At 61.9% G+C, this 19569-nt stretch carries 22 protein-coding genes; 6 read left to right on the forward strand and 16 right to left on the reverse strand.

What is annotated here, in order from left to right; genetic code table 11:
• Nucleotides 1-152: 152 nt before the first annotated feature.
• Genes ampD through fabV form a run of 3 tightly spaced genes read right to left on the reverse strand, consistent with a single transcriptional unit; the run spans nucleotide 153 to nucleotide 2980 of the window.
• A complete protein-coding gene (gene ampD / locus BTW08_RS14755) occupies nucleotides 153-764 on the reverse strand; it encodes a 1,6-anhydro-N-acetylmuramyl-L-alanine amidase AmpD (RefSeq protein ID WP_075563289.1) in 612 nt (203 codons plus the stop codon).
• Nucleotides 761-1747: a GlxA family transcriptional regulator gene (locus tag BTW08_RS14760; RefSeq protein WP_210403258.1), complete on the reverse strand. Its 987-nt coding sequence runs from the start codon at nucleotides 1745-1747 to the stop codon at nucleotides 761-763. The genes ampD and BTW08_RS14760 overlap by 4 nt, the downstream gene beginning before the upstream one ends.
• A 33-nt stretch (nucleotides 1748-1780) precedes the next feature.
• Nucleotides 1781-2980 carry an enoyl-ACP reductase FabV gene (fabV, locus tag BTW08_RS14765; RefSeq protein ID WP_075563290.1) on the reverse strand — a complete coding sequence of 400 codons (1200 nt, stop codon included), beginning with the start codon at nucleotides 2978-2980 and terminating at the stop codon, nucleotides 1781-1783.
• Between the two features lie 359 nt (nucleotides 2981-3339).
• Here fabV and BTW08_RS14770 point away from each other — a divergent pair, with 359 nt between their 5' ends.
• Nucleotides 3340-3747, forward strand: coding sequence for a hypothetical protein (locus BTW08_RS14770; RefSeq protein WP_075563291.1), 408 nt, complete (start codon nucleotides 3340-3342; stop codon nucleotides 3745-3747).
• Nucleotides 3748-3779: 32 nt separating this feature from the next.
• On the opposite strand, the gene BTW08_RS14775 is transcribed toward BTW08_RS14770, so the two are convergent.
• Nucleotides 3780-4274, reverse strand: a complete 495-nt coding sequence (locus BTW08_RS14775) for a glutathione peroxidase (protein ID WP_075563292.1) — start codon at nucleotides 4272-4274, stop codon at nucleotides 3780-3782.
• Nucleotides 4275-4378: 104 nt separating this feature from the next.
• Nucleotides 4379-4900, reverse strand: a complete 522-nt coding sequence (locus BTW08_RS14780) for an NUDIX domain-containing protein (protein ID WP_075563293.1) — start codon at nucleotides 4898-4900, stop codon at nucleotides 4379-4381.
• Nucleotides 4901-5124: 224 nt separating this feature from the next.
• On the opposite strand from BTW08_RS14780, the gene BTW08_RS14785 reads away from it, so the two are divergent.
• A complete protein-coding gene (locus BTW08_RS14785; RefSeq protein WP_075563294.1) occupies nucleotides 5125-6786 on the forward strand; it encodes an acyl-CoA dehydrogenase family protein in 1662 nt (553 codons plus the stop codon).
• 21 nt (nucleotides 6787-6807) lie between these two features.
• On the opposite strand, the gene BTW08_RS14790 is transcribed toward BTW08_RS14785, so the two are convergent.
• Nucleotides 6808-7416: a LysE family transporter gene (locus BTW08_RS14790; RefSeq protein ID WP_075563295.1), complete on the reverse strand. Its 609-nt coding sequence runs from the start codon at nucleotides 7414-7416 to the stop codon at nucleotides 6808-6810.
• Between the two features lie 173 nt (nucleotides 7417-7589).
• Here BTW08_RS14790 and BTW08_RS14795 point away from each other — a divergent pair, with 173 nt between their 5' ends.
• Together BTW08_RS14795 and BTW08_RS14800 are read left to right on the forward strand one after the other, a co-directional pair.
• Nucleotides 7590-7916 (forward strand): DUF883 family protein, encoded by a 327-nt coding sequence (locus BTW08_RS14795; protein WP_075563296.1) that lies wholly within the window; start codon nucleotides 7590-7592, stop codon nucleotides 7914-7916.
• A gap of 159 nt (nucleotides 7917-8075) precedes the next feature.
• The gene (locus BTW08_RS14800; protein WP_075563297.1) at nucleotides 8076-8486 is read left to right on the forward strand and encodes a carboxymuconolactone decarboxylase family protein; all 411 of its coding nucleotides are present in this window, start codon (nucleotides 8076-8078) and stop codon (nucleotides 8484-8486) included.
• Between the two features lie 128 nt (nucleotides 8487-8614).
• Here the strand turns inward: BTW08_RS14800 and BTW08_RS14805 are convergent, their stop codons facing one another.
• The 3 genes from BTW08_RS14805 to BTW08_RS14815 all read right to left on the reverse strand — a co-directional run bounded on the left by BTW08_RS14805 (nucleotide 8615) and on the right by BTW08_RS14815 (nucleotide 11603).
• Nucleotides 8615-9343 (reverse strand): Crp/Fnr family transcriptional regulator, encoded by a 729-nt coding sequence (locus BTW08_RS14805; protein WP_075563298.1) that lies wholly within the window; start codon nucleotides 9341-9343, stop codon nucleotides 8615-8617.
• A gap of 255 nt (nucleotides 9344-9598) precedes the next feature.
• A complete protein-coding gene (locus BTW08_RS14810) occupies nucleotides 9599-10213 on the reverse strand; it encodes a hypothetical protein (RefSeq protein ID WP_075563356.1) in 615 nt (204 codons plus the stop codon).
• A 250-nt stretch (nucleotides 10214-10463) separates the two neighbouring features.
• On the reverse strand, nucleotides 10464-11603 hold the full coding sequence (locus BTW08_RS14815; protein ID WP_075563299.1) for a GGDEF domain-containing protein: 1140 nt from the start codon (nucleotides 11601-11603) through the stop codon (nucleotides 10464-10466).
• A gap of 329 nt (nucleotides 11604-11932) precedes the next feature.
• Between BTW08_RS14815 and BTW08_RS14820 the strand changes: the two genes are divergently transcribed.
• Nucleotides 11933-12334, forward strand: a complete 402-nt coding sequence (locus BTW08_RS14820; protein WP_075563300.1) for a DoxX family protein — start codon at nucleotides 11933-11935, stop codon at nucleotides 12332-12334.
• A 16-nt stretch (nucleotides 12335-12350) separates the two neighbouring features.
• Here BTW08_RS14820 and BTW08_RS14825 read toward each other — a convergent pair whose 3' ends face one another.
• From BTW08_RS14825 to metE, 7 genes are all read right to left on the reverse strand, one after another.
• Entirely contained in the window at nucleotides 12351-13046 is a 696-nt protein-coding gene (locus tag BTW08_RS14825; RefSeq protein WP_246837762.1) for a uracil-DNA glycosylase family protein, read from the reverse strand.
• 54 nt (nucleotides 13047-13100) lie between these two features.
• Nucleotides 13101-13574: a TspO/MBR family protein gene (locus BTW08_RS14830; protein ID WP_246837764.1), complete on the reverse strand. Its 474-nt coding sequence runs from the start codon at nucleotides 13572-13574 to the stop codon at nucleotides 13101-13103.
• 5 nt (nucleotides 13575-13579) lie between these two features.
• Nucleotides 13580-14020, reverse strand: a complete 441-nt coding sequence (locus BTW08_RS14835) for a VOC family protein (RefSeq protein WP_075563302.1) — start codon at nucleotides 14018-14020, stop codon at nucleotides 13580-13582.
• Between the two features lie 82 nt (nucleotides 14021-14102).
• On the reverse strand, nucleotides 14103-14507 hold the full coding sequence (locus BTW08_RS14840) for a DoxX family protein (RefSeq protein ID WP_075563303.1): 405 nt from the start codon (nucleotides 14505-14507) through the stop codon (nucleotides 14103-14105).
• Nucleotides 14508-14525: 18 nt separating this feature from the next.
• Entirely contained in the window at nucleotides 14526-15134 is a 609-nt protein-coding gene (locus tag BTW08_RS14845; protein ID WP_075563304.1) for an NAD(P)H-dependent oxidoreductase, read from the reverse strand.
• 155 nt (nucleotides 15135-15289) lie between these two features.
• On the reverse strand, nucleotides 15290-16075 hold the full coding sequence (locus BTW08_RS14850; protein ID WP_083627907.1) for a hypothetical protein: 786 nt from the start codon (nucleotides 16073-16075) through the stop codon (nucleotides 15290-15292).
• 143 nt (nucleotides 16076-16218) lie between these two features.
• Nucleotides 16219-18507 carry a 5-methyltetrahydropteroyltriglutamate--homocysteine S-methyltransferase gene (gene metE, locus BTW08_RS14855; protein WP_075563305.1) on the reverse strand — a complete coding sequence of 763 codons (2289 nt, stop codon included), beginning with the start codon at nucleotides 18505-18507 and terminating at the stop codon, nucleotides 16219-16221.
• 125 nt (nucleotides 18508-18632) lie between these two features.
• Between metE and BTW08_RS14860 the strand changes: the two genes are divergently transcribed.
• Complete coding sequence (locus BTW08_RS14860) at nucleotides 18633-19565, forward strand: LysR family transcriptional regulator (RefSeq protein WP_075563306.1); 933 nt, start codon at nucleotides 18633-18635, stop codon at nucleotides 19563-19565.
• Nucleotides 19566-19569: the final 4 nt, after the last annotated feature.

Raw genomic sequence — 19569 nt, forward strand, 5'->3', positions numbered from 1 at the left:
TGAAATCTGCGCCCAAATCAATCAAAATCAATTGCTTAGCGTTCAACCACATTAACGCAAGCGTTTATCGAACTAGGCGGCCAATCTACCGCCATCGCGAATTCGCGCGCATGGGTGACAGCCGGGACGCCTGCTACAGGCAAGCATAGCATTCAAACGATCTCTGTCAGGCAGCGACGTAGATAGGCCCAATCGAACGCCGGCCCTGGGTCGGTCTTGCGCAGTGGCGCGATATGGGCGTGGCCGATGATTCGCTCGGCAGTGATTGCCGGATAGCGCGCGATCAACACTCTCAGTACGGCCGCCAGCGTGCGATATTGCACCTCGCGATAGGCACGCTCGTCGGTGCCCTCGAGTTCGATGCCGATGGCAAAGTCGTTGAGCCCTTCGCGCAGCTGTTCTTGATCTGGTCTTTCGTCATCGAGCCAGCGCGACTTCCCGGCATGCCAGGCGCGCCGATCGAATGGCAGGAACTGGACGCACTCGCCATCGCGCCGAATCAGCAGATGGGCCGAGACTCGCAGCGACGCAATTGCCGCGAACGCCGGATGCGCGTCCGGCTCCAGGGTATTGGTGAATAGCCTCTCGATGGCATCACCGCCGAACTCCCCCGGCGGCAGACTGATGCCGTGCAGCACCACCGCGGATATCTCGTCCGTCGGCCGGTCGTTGGCGTTGGGCGATACCACCCGGCGCGCCGCGCGCAGCCAGTGATCGTCGGCCACCCCGCCGCTGTCGATTCCGAACGCGACTTCTGCTGTCATGACTCGTCTCCAGCGTGGCCCAGCCGCTCATCTCTTGGGCTGATGCCGAAATGGTGGCGATAGGCGGTGGAAAAATGCGCACCCGACGAAAATCCATGCGCCAGCGCGATCTCCCCCACCGCCTGATCGCCTTCCCGCAGCAGCTTGCGCGCCTGCTGCAGACGCAGATTGAGATAGTAGCGACTGGGCACGGCCTGGAGATGCTTCTTGAACAGTCGTTCCAGCTGACGCCGCGATAGTCCCAGATGCGCCGACAGTTCATGGGTGGTCAGCGGCTCCTCGATGTTGGCCTCCATCAGCGCCACCGCATCGATCAGGCTTTGCGGGACATGTCCCAGGCGCGAACGCAGCGGAATCTGCTGCGGCTCGTCGGCCATGCGAATCCGCTCGCAGACGAAATGTTCGGAGATCCTTTGCGCCAGCCCCGTGCCCTGCTGCTGGCCGATCAGGGTCATCAGCATGTCCATCGCTGCGGTACCGCCACCACAGGTGAGGCGGTTGCGATCGATCTCGAACAACTGGTGGGAAATATGAATCGTGGGAAACGTCCGCGCAAAGCCATCGGCACTGGCGTAGGGGATCGAGGCCCGATAGCCGTCCAGCACGCCGGCTCTCGCCAGCCAATGGGTACCGCCGGCGATGCCCCCCAGCATCACGCCCCGGCTTGCGAGGCGATGCAGCCAATGGATCAGCGTCTCGCTGTCGTCGCCCGCGGCCACCGGCCAGGCCGGCGTGGGGGCGCAGACGAACAGCATGTCGAGATGGCGCGCATCGCTGCCGGCCACGCTTTCCGGCGACAGCGCCAACTCGGCCACGCTCTTCACCGGGCGACCGTCGATACCGAAGGTCGTGGCCGTATAGAGCCGCCGGTCCGCTAGCGTATTGGCGACGATCAGCGGCTCGATGGCGCAGGCCTGGGCCAGCAGGGAAAAGCCCGGCAGCATCACGAACCCCACTCGACGCGGGGTATCGCTGGCGTTCATGGCTGATGTTTCATGCGACCGCGATCGACGCGATCAAACCCGGACGACGTCGAATTCGACCAGCGGGTCGACATCGGCGTCGTAATCCACATCGTCGCGTTCGAAGCCGAACAGCTTGAGGAATTCATGCTTGTAGCCGGCATAATCGGTGAGCGCGAACAGATTGTCGCTGGTCACCTGCGGCCACAGCTCCTTGCACGCCTGCTGAATGTCGTCGCGCAGTTCCCAGTCGTCCAGGCGCAGGCGCCCGGCTTCGTCCACCTCGGATTCGCCGTCGCCGTACAGACGCTCGCCGAACAGCCGGTTGAGCTGATCGATGGTGCCCTCGTGAACGCCCTGCTCCTTCATCACCTTGTAGACCATCGAGATGTAGAGCGGCATCACCGGAATCGCAGCGCTGGCCTGAGTGACCACGGACTTGAGCACGGCCACGTTGGCCCCGCCGCCGCTGGCCTTGAGGCGTGCGTCGATCTCGCCGGCTGCACGGTCGAGATCTTCCTTCGCCTTGCCCAGTGCACCGTGCCAGTAGATCGGCCAGGTGATATCGGTGCCGATGTAGCTGAACGCCACCGATTTGGCGCCCGGGGCCAGCACGCCGGCCTTGTCCAGCGCATCCATCCACAGTTCCCAGTCCTCGCCGCCCATCACTTCGATGGTGTCGGCCACTTCCTGTTCGGTGGCCGGTTCGACGGAAGCCTCGATGATGGTGTCCTTGTTGGTATCGATGGCGGTCGCGGTGTAGGTCTCGCCGATCGGTTTCAGGCTCGAGCGCTTGAGTTCGCCGCTATCCGGCAACTTGCGCACCGGGGAAGCCAGCGAGTAGATCACCAGGTCGATCTGGCCCATGTCTTGTCGGATCAGCTCGATCGCCTTGTCGCGGACTTCGTGCGAGAACGCATCACCGTTGATCGACTTGCTGAAGAGCCCTTCGGCCTTGGCGAACTTGTCGAAGGCAGCCGAGTTGTACCAGCCTGCCGTGCCCGTCTTGGTCTCGGTCGCGGGCTTTTCGAAGAATACCCCCAGCGTATCGGCACCGTAGCCGAAGGCCGCGGTGATGCGAGCCGCCAGGCCGTAGCCGCTGGACGCACCGATGACCAGCACGTTGCGCGGGCCGGCCTTGCGGTCGCTCAGATTGGCACGGGTGGTCTCGATCTGTTCGAGTACGTTGCGCTCGCAACCGAGCGGATGCGTCGTGGTGCAGATAAAACCGCGAACCTTGGGCTTGATGATCACGTCTAACCTCGTCTTCTTGGGCCGAAACGGAAAGCCCCGACGACTCTCGCCAGGAACTCTCGCGAGGAACTATCGCCGGGAAATGGCGTGGGTCGAATGTTATCAGCTCTAGCGCTGTCTGGGCGCATTCTAGCAGGGTGGCAAAACGGGGTGGCAAAACAGGTTGGCAAAACCGAGTGGCAAAAAGGATAGGAACTCGGGGGGGGCGGCCGTTCTCGTTCGAGCCCTGGATTGATCCCCGCTACGCTCGACGTCCTGCGCGACGGATTCCGGCCTGCCTGAGCCCGGGCTTGTCTCGACGCGGCGGGTATTCGAAGATGGCTCACCAGCCGAGCCAGACCTGAGGACAGAAAAATCCCATGCATCACGAGCAAGAGATCGAAGAGCTGGTCGTCAGGCGCGGCGCCCTGTGGCTGGCGCTGTCACCGCTGTGGCTCGAGCGCGATCCTCGCGAGTCGGACTATGCGCGCATGATCCGCGAGATCGAGGCCAGTGAACTGACGCTGCAACAGCTGGAGTGGGTCTATCGTCTCGAGATGTCACCGGTGATGGCGCGCAATCAGCTCTCCATGGCCGGCGAATGGCGTGCGTTCGACGAGACCGAACTGCTGACGCGCCTGGTGCGCCATAACCGTAAGCTCGGCGGCTGGCGCAAGGTGAGCTGGTCGCTGTTCTCCGGGCTGACGACGATGATGAGCCGCCCCCGGTTCAACGAACTGGCGATGCGAGTCATGGTTGCCAGAGGCGAGCGACCACCCGGCGGCTGAGACGCCGAGGCGGCACGTCGAGCTGCCTTGGCTCAAGCCGAGAACGGCGTCTCCAGCGCCTCTTCGACGGCGCGGCGTAGCGATCGCGGTAAATCTCGAGGGCCAAAACGCCGAATGATCTGGCCGTCGCGCCCTACCAGAAACTTGGTGAAATTCCACTTGATCGGCGTACTGCCCAGCACCCCTGGCGCCTGACGACGAAGGTGGATGAACAGCGGATGCGCTTGGCGACCGTTGACTCTGACCTTCTCCATTACCGGAAATGTCACCGCATAGCGCTGCTCGCAGAACGCGCCGAACATCGCCGAGGATTCCGGCGCCTGACGCCCGAACTGATTGCAGGGAAACGCGAGCACGGTGAAGCCCTGATCGCGATATTCGCGATAGAGCTTTTCCAACCCCTCCATCTGCGGCGTGAAACCGCAGCGGCTGGCAACGTTGACGACCAGCAGCACCTGTCCGCGCAGCGCGCGCAGATTGAAAAATTCGCCGGTTTGCGTCCGACAGTCTTGCGTATATAACGACATTGATGAGTCGACCCGGGTCACACCAAGTTCAGATCCATGGAATCGGTGCGCGAGCCCCTAGAGGCAACGCTCCCGTTCGAAAGAGTGCCACGCTCCCCCTCACATCACCAGCGGTCGAGCTCGATGGCCGTCGATAGTGCCAACCGCGTATCCGGCGTGGCCTTCTCGAGCGCCAGTGCGTCAGCGACCGGCAGCCAGCGGACGGCGACGACTTCCTCCGGCTGCAGACGCAACGGGCCGGTGTAATCCACCCAGTAGAGGCTGCCATAAAGCCTCAATCCCTCGTCGTGGAACACGAACTCGCCGCCGGACACCAGCTTGACGCCGCCAATGCCGAGCTCCTCGAACAGCTCCCGACGCGCCGCCGGCAGCGACGCCTCGCCGGCCCCGACCACACCGCCGGCGGCCAGATCGAACCATCCCGGATGCGTCTCCTTGATTGGCGTGCGCTGCTGCACGCAGATCTCGCCCGCCGCATTACGCACGATGATGTAGGTTGCACGGTGCCAGCAGCTCAAACGCCGCATGGTGACGCGCGAAGTGCTGCCGCAAGGCCGGTTGCGCGGATCGACGAGCTGAACCTGCTCGTCAGCGATGACCCTATCGCTCGTGGAAAACGTGCTCATGGAAAACGTGCTCATGAGGAACCTGACGATAAAAAAAGAGTGGCCAGCGTATCACGAGCGACTTGCGACTCGTTCCACCGAAAAGAAAGTGCGCGTCGCCTCGTCAGCTCTCAGGCGCACGAGTGGCGCTATTCAAATAGCGTGTCGGATACCGCGTTGGTCGAAGATCCCGCACAACCTGCGATGAGCGGTTTATGCTGAGTTCAGCCACTCTGGAGGACTGCATGGCCGACTATGCCCCCCGTACCGAATTGCAAACCCACCGGGTCGAAAATCAGCCCGGCTCGCAGGGCGCGGGCGACCTGTGGCGCTCGGACCGGCCGCTGCGCGAGGCCGTCGCGCGGTTTGCACCGCCCTGGGTGGGAGAGCGCCTTGCGCCGCTGGGTCAACGTCTGGCGGCGTCCGAAGTCGCCAACTGGGGCGACCAGGCCAATCGATTCCCGCCACAGCTGCACGCCTTCGACCGTTACGGCCGCCGCCTGGACGAGGTCGATTACCATCCCGCCTACCACGCGCTGATGGATCTGGCGATTCGCGATGGCTGGCACGCCGTCGCCTGGGAACGCGAATACGAGGGCGGCCATCAGGCGCACATCGCCGCGCTCTATCTGTTGACCCAGGCCGAACCCGGCTTCTGCTGCCCGATCACCATGACCCACGCCGCGATGCCCGTTCTGCGTCATCTGAAAGGCGGCGAGGCGTGGCAGGCGCGACTCATGGGCCGGGACTATGACCCGACCGCACTCCCGCCCTGGCAGAAGACGACCAATACTTTCGGCATGGCGATGACCGAGAAACAGGGCGGCAGCGACGTACGGCGCAACAGCACCCGGGCGCAGCCGGTGGCATCGCCCGGCCCCGGCGAGTGGTACCGGCTCGACGGTCACAAATGGTTTTGCAGCGCGCCGATGTCGGACGCCTTCCTGACACTAGCGCAGACCGACGACGGCCTCTCCTGCTTTCTGGCCCCGCGATTCACGCCCGAGGACGAACGTAACGCCATCGAGATTCAGCGACTCAAGGACAAGTGCGGCAATCGCGCCAACGCATCGGCGGAGATCGAGTACGTCGGCGCCTGGGCGCAGCTCGTCGGCGAACCCGGGCGTGGCGTACCGGCCATTCTGGCCATGGTGCAGCAGACACGACTCGATGCCGCCACCGCGCCGGCCGGCATGATGCGACAGGCGCTGAGAGAGGTCTGGCGCCACGTCCGCGAGCGAACGGTCTTCGATCGGCGACTGGCCGACCAGCCGCTGATGCAGCGTGTGGTGGCCGACCTGGCGATCGAGACCGAAGCCAGCCTGTTGCTGGCGATGCGCGGGGCACAAGCCATGGACCGGGCGGTGGATGACGAGCACGAGGCGGCGCTGGCACGGCTGATTCCCGCGCTGGCCAAGTTCTGGCATAACAAGCGCGGCCCCGCCTTCATGGCCGAAGCGATGGAGTGTCTCGGCGGCGTCGGATATGTCGAGGAGACGCCATTGGCGCGACTCTACCGCGAGGCGCCGGTCAACTCGATCTGGGAGGGATCCGGCAATGTGATCTGCCTGGACGTGCTGCGCATTCTGGATCGTCACCCGGCCAGCATCGCGGCGCTACGCAGGGAACTGGGCCTGGCGCTGGGCACTCATCCCGCCTTCGATGCTGCGGTCGCCGCACTCGATCATCGACTGACGGCAAGCCCGGAGCAGCTGCAGGCCGAGGCACGCTGGCTCGCCCAGCGCATGGCGCAAACGCTGCAGGCCGCGCTGCTGATTCGTCACGCCCCGAACGCCGTCGCCGATACCTTCTGCGCCACCCGATTGAGAGACGCCTCGCCCATTTTTGGCGTGATGCCTGTCGATGCCCCTATCGCGTCAATACTCGAGCGCGTGAGCGACGAATAGATCAGCGAAAGCCTCGGCCGTTCATCCCAGCGCTACACGAGCGGCCAGTCCCAGTAGCACGATGCCGGTCAAGCGGTGAATCCACCGTGCGTGCTGCTGCAACCACGGCAGCACTCGAGAATGCGAAAGAACCAGCGCCACCAGCACATACCATCCGCCATCGACCACTGTCGCCGTGGCCACGATAAGCCAGCGCGCGTGGGTACTCAGATCGGCAGTGACGAACTGGCTCAGCAAGGCGATGAAGAAAAACATCAGCTTGGGATTGCCCAACGCCACCAGCAGGCCATCGCGCATGGCACGTCGCCAATCCCTGGCCTGCCGGACGATATCGAAGTCGGCACTGCCACCTGCCCGGAGTGCCTGAATGCCCAGCCAGGCGAGATACAGTGCGCCACCCCAGGTCACCAGCCGGTACAACCACGGCTGATGGACGATGACCGCAGCGAGCCCCAGCACCGTCAGTCCCGCGTACAGCCCGACGCCGAGCGCGTGAGTGAGACCCGCGACCACGCCGCAGAGCCGCCCGCCACCGAGCGTATTCTGCATCACCATGGCCAGACTGGGCCCTGGAGACATGGCCCCGAGGGCACATATGGCCAGCAATGAAAACCAGAGTTCCAACGACACGCCGCCTTCCTGTTTCCACTCTCGATATCCGAGGACCGACTATACAGGAAGCCGGTCGCCCATGGACTGAAGCCCTCAGCCATGCTCATCAGGTCGATTTTACCGCGGCACGGGCACTTCGAAGCGTCTACGCTGTCAGAGGCACAGGACCACATACATCAAGGAAGTGAACCATGAGCTTATTCAACAAGCGCGACGACCGACAGGCACGTACCGACCGTATCCGTGACGATCTGCGCGATATCGGTGATCAGGGTCAGGCACTGGGACGCGACCTGCGGGACGACGCCGGAGACGCCATCGAAGAAGCTCGGATCAAAAGTGAAGAGCAGTACGCCCGCATGGCAGCCGAATCGCGTCGGCGCAATCGCCGTTTCAAGCGTTCGGCGAACCAGTCCATGAATGACTGTGACCGTTACGTCCGTGAACATCCGTGGTCAGGCATCGGTGTAGCCGCCTTGGCTGGCGCCGTTGTCGGCCTGCTGATCAGCCGCCGCTGAAGCGCCCTCGACGCCCCGCTTGCCGGGGCGTTTTCGTTGTCTCGAGTGATCGGAACCATGGTTGAACAGTTTAACCGTATTCAAACTTTCCAATCAGAGCTGTGGAAACTTGAGAACGATAGTCGTTTAATCGCATGAAACCTGTTTCAGGAGCCCGAGATGACCGTCAATAAATGGCAAACGATCGACGTCGAGAATATCGACAAATCCGCGAGATCGCTGCATGCCTGTTCACTGGATCCCTCGATTCGCTGCCTGGCCGAGTTGCGTACCTCGCAGATCAATGGCTGCCTGAGCTGCACGCACTTTCGCCGTGAGCAAGCCGAAGCGCTGGGTATTTCTGCCAGCAAGCTGCAGGCGTTGACGGCCTGGGCCGAATCCGACGAATTCGACGACCGGGAAAAAGCGGCGCTGGCATGGTGCGAGTCGTTCACGCACTTCCGCCCGGCGAACCTGGCAACGCGAAAGCTGGCGCTGAATGCGTTCTCCCCGCGGGAACTGGCGGACCTGACGATGGCGATCGAAATGACCAGCGCGCTGAGTCGCGCGTCACGTCGCGCCGCCGTCTAGATCGTTTCAACCTAGGTCCAGCCTCAAGCTCCATCTCGGTGCCCGGTATTATCTCGGCTCGCTCTCGCCCCTGACGAGAGCGAGTTTTCACGTCTGCGTTATCTCTCTCTGAAACTCGCCAACGCTTTTCACACCAGCGGCTCGACGTGATCGTGCAGACAGCCGAGCACACTGCCCTCGCGCGCCAGCGCCCGTCTATCCAGCATATGGACCCAACCTCGCGCCAGCTTGAGCAGCCCCTCCTGTCGAAACGCGGTCAAGGTACGGCTGACATGCACCGGGGACAAGCCCAGCGCATCCGCCAGATGCTGTTGCGATAACGGCAGACGAAAGCACTCGCGCTGGTCGTCGTCGCAGCGTCGAAGGCGGCAAAATATCTCGAATAACAGATAGGCCACTCGCTGGCGGGCGCTGCGTCTGGAAAGGTGAACCATTCGCTCACTCAGCACCGCCTGTTGATAGGAGCAGACCGCGAAGCAGAGCGACATCAAGTCGGTCGATTGCCGGAACAGATCATGCAGCTGTCGATTCGATACCAGCCGAATCTCTCCGTCTTCCAGCATGGCAACGCTGGAGAGCCGCTGCTTGAAAGGAAATTCATGTAACCCGATGATATCTCCGGGAAGAAATATCTCGAGAATGTGGCGGGTACCATCTTCCATATGCCGAAACGAATAAGCCCATCCTTGCCGCAAGGTGCAAAAATCTCTTGCGGTGTCGCCCTCGTGCCACAGTACCTGCCCCTTGGTCACCCCCGTCGCTACACCTTCAAGAGCGTCGAGCCGACGACGATCATTTGCCGAAATGGCGCCGTAGTGGCCGAACTGACGAGCGATACAGCCTTCCTGCTGACCCATGCTCTTGCCTTATCGAATTTTTCAATAATGACAGCATGTTAGGAAAGCGAGTTACATAACATCGGTTAGATCGTCCAGCTAAATTACCCTCGCAAGCGCCTGTCGAGACCGGGACTAGCGGCGGGGCCGGAATCCGCTGCGACCGCCCTCGCGGGTGTTATCACGTCCCGGGGCGATATCGCGTCACCGGATCCGGGACGGCCGGGGATCGGCGGCAGAGGGCGTTGAGCGTTGATCGTCATTCGGCGGGCAAGGCTAGCCCGGTGTACGCGCCAGAGTCCCGATCAGATAGAGATCGTGAAGGTAGGCGTCGAGTTTCGAGACAGCATGCGTCAGCAGGATGACTGCATAGATCAGCAGCATCAGAACCCATTCACTGTTCATCCACTTCAGCGATTCCACGGAGACCTGATAGGCGATCGTGTAGAGACTCAGCCCGCCGAAAAACATCACGATCAGACAATTCATCAAGACGATCGTCAGCAGTACGGCACGGCTGTCGCTGGCAGGTAGTCGAGTCTTCCAGGAGAGTGCATGACGCACCATGACTCGGCCGTTGGAGAGAATGTGGCGCTGGCGGCGCAACAGTGCCGCGAGATACGGGGAGGCCTGGGGACGAGAAGCGGCGGAGAGTACGAGGTGGCGGTCGAAGCGGGCACCGAATAGCCGGCCGGAGAGTTCCAGCAGACCGTGAGTTTCTCCCGTTGTCTTGTACTGCTCGGCCTGGGTCGAGAGTCGACTCAGGTCGCTATCGTTGCTGGCCTGTCGCTCGTCGTCCTCGAAGTTCTGAGCATAATAGATGTCGTAGACCTGATAGACGGAGATCGCGACACCCACGAAAATCAAGAACAGCATCGTGATATTCAACATGTTTCGCCACTCCTCGGCCGCGCTGATCAGAAGACGTATCATAGCAGGGCAAACTCGAGACGAGCCATCTGACCCCGGTGTGGCAAACGGTCGCTATCCGCAAGAATCACACGCGAAAATCGAACTGAACGAGCCTCCCGCCAGGCAACAGTCACCGAGTGGCCTGAATGGCATCATCGAGAGCATTCGATGCATCACTCCAGTCACGAACGGCGGGAGAACCAGCCTGGCACTCGAGCCTCGATAAGGCTCAGACCTCGTCGATTTCCAGAGCGTTCTCCGCGCCCCGGGTAAGGCGATCGGCGTTGCGCGAAGCGGAGCTGTCGGCGTGCCCGTCAGCCACCACCTGATCGCGACCGGCGGATTTCGCGGCGTAGAGGCGACGATCCGCCAGATCGATCACATCTCGAAGATGCAGACCTTCACGAGACAAGGCGATCCCCATTGAGACCGTCACCGGCAACACGGTGTCATCCAGCCGACAGGGGTGGCGGGCCAGCCGATCCCGAATGCGCATGGCGGCGGCAATACTCTGCGTCTGGCCGGCACCCGGCAACAAAATCAGGAACTCCTCTCCGCCGACACGACCGATGCTGTCGTCGTTGCGTAGCGAATCCCGCAACAGATTGGCCAGGTGGCGAAGCACGGCATCACCGGCGGTATGCCCATGATTGTCGTTGATGTCCTTGAAATGATCCGCGTCCACCAGCACCACGGAGAACGACTGCCCCTTCTTCCAATAACTGGAAGCTCGCTCGAAGACCGCCCGCCGATTGAGCACCCGGGTCAACGAGTCGTGCATGGCGTCACGTCGATAGCGATGCTCATGGTGGTCGGTGATCGCCAGCATGCGCAGAATCACCGCACACAGCATGACGAAGACCAAGCCCAAACCCAGGTCGGAAAGCAGCGTATTCACCATCGAATGGGGTATGGCAGGCAAGCGCAGCGACGGCATGTGGAGCACGCCAAGCGAGAGCGCGATCAAGCCGCCGGTGGCCAGAATCTTGGTTCGCTTTCGAAGATCGGCGAGCATCAGCTCGACCTCGGCGAACAGCAGATAGTAGATCAGGCTGCTCTGGTTGGCGGCGATGGCGGTACCCGCACTGACAAAGACGAGAAAGACACCCAGCTTGACCGCCAGCGCCGTCGCCACGTAGAGCCGCCGATGCAACAACAACGCCAGCACGTATCCACCCAGGCAGAGCAGGTTGAGACCACCCAGCAGAGAATGCCCGACGATAAAGAACAACGGCGCTACGACCGTCTGCAGGCATAGCGCCAGCAGATAGATTTCGGCCATGATTTCAAAGCTGCGTCGGCGCTCCGCCGGCAGTGAGTCGGGCGCTTGGGTGCAGTTCCACCAGAGAGAAAGAAGCAGGCTTTGCATTTTCGACTCGTTATTGTATTGAGGGGCGCACCGTTGCCAGGCCCTTCCCTATCGGTAATGACGGGAAGACGTAAACCAGGGAAAAATTGAACCCTACCTCCAGCGCCCTGGTACATCGAGAAGAAAGCACTTCTGAGTATCGCTGTTTTTAACAAAAGATAACATTGTCAAAATTGCTAAGAATACTGTAGTCCACCGATTACAAATTGGTATCAAAACTGCTGACCCAGAATTCCTGTGCCAGAATCTTCCGCGAGTTCTGGTAGCCTGGCTTCCCGGAACGGCATCGTCTCGCCGTCGATTACTGCGACCCCATACGGAAATTTCCAATGCATTTTTTACACCAGGACGACCTGGGCAGACTCCTGTTGCGCCTGTGCGTTGGCGGCCTGATCCTGCTCCACGGCATCGACAAGCTGATGAATCCCGCCACTATCAGCGGCATCGCCCAGCAGTTGACGAGTGTGGGGCTACCGTCGTTCGTTGCCTACGGGGTGCTGGTCGGTGAAATCGTCGCGCCGCTGATGACGATCGTCGGTTGGCGAGCGCGTATCGGCGGGCTGTTGATGGCGATCAACATGATCGTGGCCCTGGCCCTCGTCCATACAGGCCAGCTATGGACACTCAATAGCCAGGGGGGCTGGACCCTCGAGCTGCAGGGCATGTTCCTGTTCGGGGCGCTGGCGATCATGTTTCTGGGTAGCGGACGTATGGCCGCCAGGCCTGACTGACAGGCGACTCGGGTCGTCACTCGATAGCCAACGCCGTCAGCCGTTGCGCCAGCAATTCGGGGAAGCGCTTGAACCAGCGCTGATTGAGTGGCGATGGATGTGGCAGAGGTGCGAGGACGAAGCGCTTGCGTTCACCGTCGTCGAGTGTCAGCTCGGTGACGTGCGTTGCGCTGAAACGATCGTCCCGTGACCAGAAGGCTTCGAGTGCGTCGCGGACCTCTTTCGTCTGGCCGATACCGAACCAGAAAAACGCTTCGCGCCCCAGGGTGATGACCTGCTCGCCCTGCCACTGCCGGGTCAGGAGCGCTGCCACCAGCGGCTGGAAACGCCGTTTTACCGCCATTGGCCAGGCCTTGTTGCCGAGCGGTTTGTAGGGAACGGTGTTGATCCAGAACAGATCCTCCCCCACCGACAGTGATGCCTCGAAGTCCGGCAACGACCGCCCATGACGGTGGCGATAGAGCGCCTCCCGCACCTTCTGTCCACCGGCCCCCACGAATGGCAACCCGATCTCGATCTCCTTCCTGCCGGGATCACGGCCGAAGACGGCGAGCTTTGCTCTTGGCGGCCCAAGGCCGACGATGGGCGTCAGCGGATCTCGATCGAACTGACGATAGACCTCGCGATCCAGCCGCTCGAGCTCGGCAGCCTCGCGACGCATCGCTTTCTCGATATCGGCAGGCAGGGGCCGGGCCTGACGCCTCATGGACATGCTTATTCCTCCCGAAACGAGGTGTCGTGGAACAGCCCGCGGGCCACAGCAGCCTCAGTTCCAGGGCGAGTTGAGTATCAGCAGCGACGCATTGAGATAGGCGGCGAAACTGACCCACACCAGGTACGGTACGAGCAATCCGGCAGCAAACCGCGAATGGCGCCAGAACGTCACGATCGTCCACACGATCAGCCCCCACATCAGCAGCAGATCGAGCAAGCCGATCAACATCCAGTGCGCCGCGAAGAATAGCCACGACCACAGACCGTTGGCGATCAGCTGCAGCACGAAAGGCGTCACCGCTCTTCGGCGCTCGCCTCGCGGCACGATCAGGGTGATCTTCCAGGCCGCCACCGCCATCATCAGATAGAGCAGCGTCCAGGCGGTGGGAAACAGCCAGTCAGGGGGCGTCAACGGCGGTTTGTCGAGCGCGGCATACCACTCGCCGGGCGGCGCCAGAATGCCGCTGCTGGCGGCGATCGCCACCAGCAGCAGCCAGGCGCAGAGAATGAAACTCGAACGACTCACGATGATTACCAGCTACCGGTGTTTTCCATCGAAGCCCAGGGTTCCTGAGATTCCAGTGCGTCGCCTTTCTGCAGCAGCTCGATCGAGATGCCGTCCGGCGAGCGGACGAAGGCCATGTGGCCGTCGCGCGGTGGGCGATTGATGGTGACACCGCCCGCCTGCAGTTTTTCGCACAGCGCATAGAGGTCGTCGACGCGATAGGCCAGATGCCCAAAGTTGCGACCGCCGGTGTATGTCTCCGGGTCCCAGTTATAGGTCAGCTCGACCATCGGCGACTGCTCGGACTTGGCGCGCGGTGTGTCGTTGGGCGTCGCCAGAAAAACCAGGGTGAAGCGTCCCTTGTCGTTTTCCTTGCGCGAGACTTCCTGCAGACCCAGCAGGTCACAGTAGAAACGCAGCGAGGCGTCGAGGTCGGCGACGCGGACCATGGTGTGCAGGTATTCCATGAAATCTCCTGATTCGTCAGTGTATTGAACCCCTCTAGCGTAGACCACGAGCGCCGTTCGGTGAATCTACCGCCTCTCGCGATCAGTCGGGCCTGATCGCCATGCGACCGCTGCCCAAAAACATCACGGCCAATGCGGCGAAGAAGTACATCCCCTGCAGCTCCAGCGCCCAGCCGCCCTGCTCGTTGAGCGTCCCCAATTGGGGGAGATGAACCAGCAGGACCGCCACGACCATGTTGCCGGCCATCAGCAGGCCGCCGATTCGCGCCCGCCAACCGACGATCGCCATCAGCGGCCCCACCACTTCACCCAGCACCACGCCGTAGGCGAGGAACGACGGAAGACCCACGCCTGCCAGCATCTGGCCCAAGCCGTCGAAGCTGCCCGGATGAATGACCTTATTGATGCCATGGAAAAGAATCAGGATGCCGACGCACAGGCGAACGATCAGTTTGCCGAGATCATCGTTTTTAAGCAGTTGACGCATGCTGGAGTCTCCGGACCATTAAAATCGCGATGAAACGTACTGACCGATCGCCTGCTGCGCCTCTTTCAAGGACTGCTGCTTGCGCTCATCGCCCATGTTGAGGCCTTCCGCATAGATCGTATCGACATCCTTGATGCCGATCAGCCCTAGCATGTGCTTGAGATGCGGCGTTTGGGAATCCATCTCCGTACCGGCATACATGCCGCCGCGTGCTGCCAGAATCAGGCCCGACTTGTTCTCCAGCAGCCCCACCGGACCATTGGCGGTGTACTGGAAGGTCTTGCCGGCGCGCAGGATACGGTCGAACCACGACTTGAGCTGGCTGGGAATCCCCAGGTTGTAGAGCGGTACGGCCAGCACCAGCAAGTCGCTGGCTTCGACTTCGGCCAGCAGTTCATCGGAGATCCGCGCCAGATCCTGCTGTTCGGGGCTGCGCTCGGCGGGCTCGGTCATCCAGCTCTTCATTTCCGTCCCTGTCAGATGCGGCAATGCCTGTTCGACCACATTGCGCTCGGTGAGCTCGACATCGTGAGCTTCCAGGGCCTGCTTGAAAGATTCCGCCAGCGCGCGGGATTGGCCACCTTCGCCGAAGAGGGAACTGGTGATGAGAAGAATGCGTTGCGTCATGAACCTATCTCCAAGCCTGAGTCGATTAACCAAGGCGCCGGCACTGGCCGGCGCACGTTGGAGGCATTATTCGTTGTAATTTTTGAAATGAAAATCGCGAAAAATGGCGCGAATCATTCGAATGCATCGTTTTATGCCGTTAGGCATCAGCTTGACTAGTGGTGCGCTTCGACCCCCTGTCCACAGCCGTGAAACTCGCGTCCGCCATAGCGCAGCATCACCTTGACCGGCCAGGGTTTACCGCTCATATCGTCAAAACAGGCGCCAGCCCGAAGGTTCAGATCCATCGGGTAGCGCCCGCTATCGCTGACCAACACCATGTTGGCATCGCTTCCGTTGTGGATCGAAGCAACCCGGTAATCGAACGTGTCACTGGCCTGGCCATAGTCGGACACCAGGGTCAACGAATGGCTGTTGCGATCGAGCGATACATTCCAGCCCGGCTCGTTGCCGCCCGCGTAGAAGATGCTGTCGGGATGTTGCTCACGGGTCGTCGTCTCACGCTCGTTGGCCAGCGTGCAGACCAGCTGCCCGTTGTCGCTCTCGACACGGGCGTCGCGGCCCTGGCGCCAGAACGAGACTCCATCGAGTTCGTAACGGGATCCGGCGCCCACCACCGCGCGGGGCAGCTCGGTCTCGCCCAGCGCCGTCCACAGTCGCAACCGCTTGTCATCCGGAGTCGTCGTGACCAGATCCTGAGAGGGTGTACAGCGCCAGGCGGTGAAGGTATCGCCACCATCCGCAAAGAAGGCACTGGGCAGCAGCGGCGACTTGAGCGCGTCCAGCGTCGACGACGGCGCGGCAGAGTGCGTCTCCTGATGCCCGCCGCTGGCACAACCCGCGAGCATGAGCGCGCCGAGTGAAAGGGTCAGCCAGCGTACCGATGAACGATGACGATAGAGGGCGCGGCGGTCTTTGCCAGCCTGAAGCGCTTTGGACATGAGCAAGGTTTCCGAGAGATGTCTGAACACGAAGAGCCGTCATAAAAAAGCGCCGCGAGATCGTCTCGCGGCGCAACGTTCAGCCTAACATGCCAGGGCTACTGGCGGGCCAAACCATGAACCCGTTCATTGCTCGAAACACGTCAGGCGTAGCGCTGGCGCAATTCACGAGCGGCCTCGACCATGTTGGCCAGCGCCGGTTCCACCTCCGCCCAGCCTCGGGTCTTGAGGCCGCAATCCGGGTTGACCCAGAGCCGCTCGGCGGAAATCTTCTCTGCCGCCTTGGCCATCAGGTCGACCATCCAGGCCCGCTCGGGAATGTTCGGCGAGTGTATATCGTAGACGCCGGGTCCGATCTCGTTGGGGTAATCGAAGTGCTGGAAGGCGTCGAGCAGCTCCATGTCCGAGCGCGACGTTTCGATGGTGATGACATCGGCGTCCATGGCCGCGATGGCGCCGATGATGTCGTTGAATTCGGCATAGCACATGTGAGTATGAATCTGGGTCTCGTCGGCGACGACCGCCGCGCTCAACTGGAAGCACTCCACCGCCCAGTCGAGATACGCCTGCCACTCGGCCTGACGCAGCGGCAGCCCTTCGCGCAGCGCCGGTTCGTCGATCTGAATGATTGCAATGCCGGCACGCTCGAGATCGGCGACCTCATCACGCAACGCCAGCGCAATCTGACGACAGGTGGTGGCCCGCGGCTGATCGTCGCGCACGAAGGACCACTGCAAGATGGTCACCGGACCGGTGAGCATGCCTTTCATCGGTTTGTCGGTAAGCGACTGGGCATATTCGCTCCAGCGCACCGTCATCGCCGCGGGTCGCGTCACGTCGCCAAAGATCACCGGCGGCTTGACGCAGCGTGAGCCGTAGCTCTGGACCCAGCCGTTCTGGGTGAAGGCAAAGCCATCGAGCTGTTCGCCGAAGTATTCGACCATGTCGTTGCGCTCGGCTTCGCCATGCACCGGCACGTCGAGCCCCAGCCGCGCCTGGCGTTCGACCACCTGAGCGATCTCTTCGCGCATGCGGTTCTCGTAATCCGCCACGTCGAGCTCGCCGCGCTTGAAGTCCCGGCGCGCCGTGCGGATTTCCTGCGTCTGCGGGAAGGAGCCAATCGACGTCGTCGGGAACAGCGGAAGCTCGAGTCGCGCCCGCTGTGCCGCCGCTCGCACCGAATAGACGTTGTCACGCCGCGTATCGGCGACACCGACTCTGGTCAGACGCTCGGCGACCTGTGGCTTATGGATACGCTGGGATTCGCGTCGCGTGGCCAGTGCCCGGTTCGACTCCTCGACCCGCTGGCGATCCGTGGGCGTTTCGGCACCCTCGAGCACTTGAGCCAGCGTGACGACTTCATCGAGCTTCTGACGCGCGAATGCCAGCCAGCTCTTCAATTCCGGATCCAGCCGGGTCTCGTTGTCCAGGTCGACGGGGACGTGAAGCAGCGAGCAGCTTGGCGCCAGCCACAGGCGATCGCCCAGACGGGCCCTGGCATCCTTGAGTTCTCCGGCGAGGCGGCTCAGGTCGGCACGCCAGATGTTGCGACCGTCGATGGCACCCACGGAGAGCACCTTGTACGGGGACAGGCGGTCGAGCACCGCGGTCAACTGCTGTGGGGCCCGTACCAGGTCGATGTGCAGCCCTTCGACCGGCAGCGACACCGCCAGACCCAGATTGTCGCCAAGACCGCCGAAGTAGCTCGCCAACAGCAACTTCACCGGGGCCGACTGCAACTGATTGTAGGCGAACTCGAAAGCACGCTGCCACTCGTCGGGCAGGTCCTGGACCAACGCCGGTTCGTCCAGCTGCACCCATTCGACGCCGGCATCCGCCAGCCGACTCAGAATCTGACCGTAGGTCGACACCAGATTCTCGAGCAGAGAGAGACGCTCGAGACCTTCGCTTTTGGACTTTGCCAGCCACAGCCAGGTCACGGGGCCGGTCAACGCCACCTTGACCGGATACCCCGCCGACTTCGCCTCGGCGACTTCGTCGAACAGCCGCTCGCTGGCGATACGGAAGGTCTGCCCTTCGTGGAGTTCCGGCACCAGGTAATGATAGTTGGTGTCGAAATACTTGGTCATCTCGCAGGCGGCCGCCGGCTCGCCGGTGGGTGCGCGACCACGCGCCATGCGGAAGCTGGTGTCGAGATCGACCTCGCCATCGACACTACCGAAACGCGGCGGCACCGCGCCGACCAGCACGGAAACGTTGAGCACCTGATCGTAGAAGGCGAAATCACCGACCGTGACGAGATCCAGACCGGCATCGATCTGTTGCTGCCAGTGAATCTTGCGCAGGCGTGCCCCTTCCTGCTCGAGACCGTCACGATCGAGTTCGCCTTTCCAGTAGGCCTCGACCGCCTTCTTCAATTCACGATGGGCGCCAATGCGCGGATAGCCCAAGGTATGCGCCAGAGTGGTCATGGGTAGGGTCTCTCAGGGTTAGCGGTTAGAATGAACGAGGTGCTGGCCTGTCACGCAGTCTGTCCATCGACGCATCCTGAATCAAACGCGTTTACCTAATCATCGACGTGAGCAAAATTCATAGCATGCTCGAACTTCGCCATCTCCGTACGTTGATCGCTCTGCGCGACACTGGCTCGCTGGTCGAGGCGGCGGAACGCGTTCACCTGACCCAGTCCGCGTTATCGCACCAGATCAAGGATCTGGAGTCGCGGCTCGGCATGCCGCTGTTCGCTCGCAAGACGCGCCCGGTCTCATTCACCCGAGCCGGAGAACGCTTGTTGACGTTGGCCGAACAGGTGCTGCCCCAGTTACGTCTGGCGGAGCGGGATCTGGCGCGACTGGCGGGGCATGAGCAGGGTCGCCTGCACATGGCGATCGAGTGTCACAGCTGTTTCCAGTGGCTGATGCCGACGATCGATCACTTTCGCGATCACTGGCCGGAAATCGAGATCGATATTCCCAGCGGTCAGAATTTCGATCTGCTGCCCGGGCTGACCCGCGAAGCGCTGGACCTGGTCATCACCGACAACCCCCAGCCGCTACCGGGCGTTCACTACGCCCCACTGTTCCGCTACGAAGGTCTGCTCGCCGTTGCCAGGCAGCATTCGCTGGCTGCTCGCAGCTGGGTCGAGCCGGCAGATCTGATCGCGGAAACGCTCATCGTCTATCCGGTGGAACACTCTCGCCTGGACGTCTTCACGCAATTTCTCGACCCGGTGAACGTGCGTCCGCAGGAGATTCGCAGTGCTGAACTCACGGTGATGATGATGCAGCTGGTGGCGAGTGGCCGTGGCGTCTGCGCCCTGCCCAACTGGGCACTCACCGAGTATCTGGAACGCGACTACGTCAAGGCGCTGCCGCTGGGCAAAGATGGGGTATGGAGTACGCTTTACGCGGCGATTCGGGAAGACACGCTGGAGCTACCCTGGATGGAAGACTTCATTCGCACCGCGCGAGACACCTCGTTCGCGGTGCTGAGCGGGATCAAGCCGGCGGGCATGACGGAGCCTGCCTGAACGG

The sequence above is a fragment of the Salinicola sp. MH3R3-1 genome (assembly GCF_001937155.1).
GTDB lineage: Bacteria > Pseudomonadota > Gammaproteobacteria > Pseudomonadales > Halomonadaceae > Salinicola > Salinicola halophyticus.

Excerpts from the sequence above, each read along its gene's own strand:
- BTW08_RS14825 (WP_246837762.1), bottom strand. The coding sequence starts at position 13,046 with ATGTCCATGAGGCGTCAGGCCCGGCCCCTGCCTGCCGATATCGAGAAA.
- BTW08_RS14815 (WP_075563299.1), bottom strand. The coding sequence starts at position 11,603 with ATGCAAAGCCTGCTTCTTTCTCTCTGGTGGAACTGCACCCAAGCGCCC.
- BTW08_RS14820 (WP_075563300.1), top strand. The coding sequence starts at position 11,933 with ATGCATTTTTTACACCAGGACGACCTGGGCAGACTCCTGTTGCGCCTG.
- BTW08_RS14775 (WP_075563292.1), bottom strand. The coding sequence starts at position 4,274 with ATGTCGTTATATACGCAAGACTGTCGGACGCAAACCGGCGAATTTTTC.
- BTW08_RS14840 (WP_075563303.1), bottom strand. The coding sequence starts at position 14,507 with ATGCGTCAACTGCTTAAAAACGATGATCTCGGCAAACTGATCGTTCGC.
- BTW08_RS14845 (WP_075563304.1), bottom strand. The coding sequence starts at position 15,134 with ATGACGCAACGCATTCTTCTCATCACCAGTTCCCTCTTCGGCGAAGGT.
- BTW08_RS14770 (WP_075563291.1), top strand. The coding sequence starts at position 3,340 with ATGCATCACGAGCAAGAGATCGAAGAGCTGGTCGTCAGGCGCGGCGCC.
- BTW08_RS14800 (WP_075563297.1), top strand. The coding sequence starts at position 8,076 with ATGACCGTCAATAAATGGCAAACGATCGACGTCGAGAATATCGACAAA.
- BTW08_RS14810 (WP_075563356.1), bottom strand. The coding sequence starts at position 10,213 with ATGTTGAATATCACGATGCTGTTCTTGATTTTCGTGGGTGTCGCGATC.
- BTW08_RS14780 (WP_075563293.1), bottom strand. The coding sequence starts at position 4,900 with ATGAGCACGTTTTCCACGAGCGATAGGGTCATCGCTGACGAGCAGGTT.
- BTW08_RS14805 (WP_075563298.1), bottom strand. The coding sequence starts at position 9,343 with ATGGGTCAGCAGGAAGGCTGTATCGCTCGTCAGTTCGGCCACTACGGC.
- BTW08_RS14835 (WP_075563302.1), bottom strand. The coding sequence starts at position 14,020 with ATGGAATACCTGCACACCATGGTCCGCGTCGCCGACCTCGACGCCTCG.
- metE (WP_075563305.1), bottom strand. The coding sequence starts at position 18,507 with ATGACCACTCTGGCGCATACCTTGGGCTATCCGCGCATTGGCGCCCAT.
- BTW08_RS14760 (WP_210403258.1), bottom strand. The coding sequence starts at position 1,747 with ATGAACGCCAGCGATACCCCGCGTCGAGTGGGGTTCGTGATGCTGCCG.
- BTW08_RS14860 (WP_075563306.1), top strand. The coding sequence starts at position 18,633 with ATGCTCGAACTTCGCCATCTCCGTACGTTGATCGCTCTGCGCGACACT.
- BTW08_RS14795 (WP_075563296.1), top strand. The coding sequence starts at position 7,590 with ATGAGCTTATTCAACAAGCGCGACGACCGACAGGCACGTACCGACCGT.
- BTW08_RS14785 (WP_075563294.1), top strand. The coding sequence starts at position 5,125 with ATGGCCGACTATGCCCCCCGTACCGAATTGCAAACCCACCGGGTCGAA.
- ampD (WP_075563289.1), bottom strand. The coding sequence starts at position 764 with ATGACAGCAGAAGTCGCGTTCGGAATCGACAGCGGCGGGGTGGCCGAC.
- BTW08_RS14850 (WP_083627907.1), bottom strand. The coding sequence starts at position 16,075 with ATGTCCAAAGCGCTTCAGGCTGGCAAAGACCGCCGCGCCCTCTATCGT.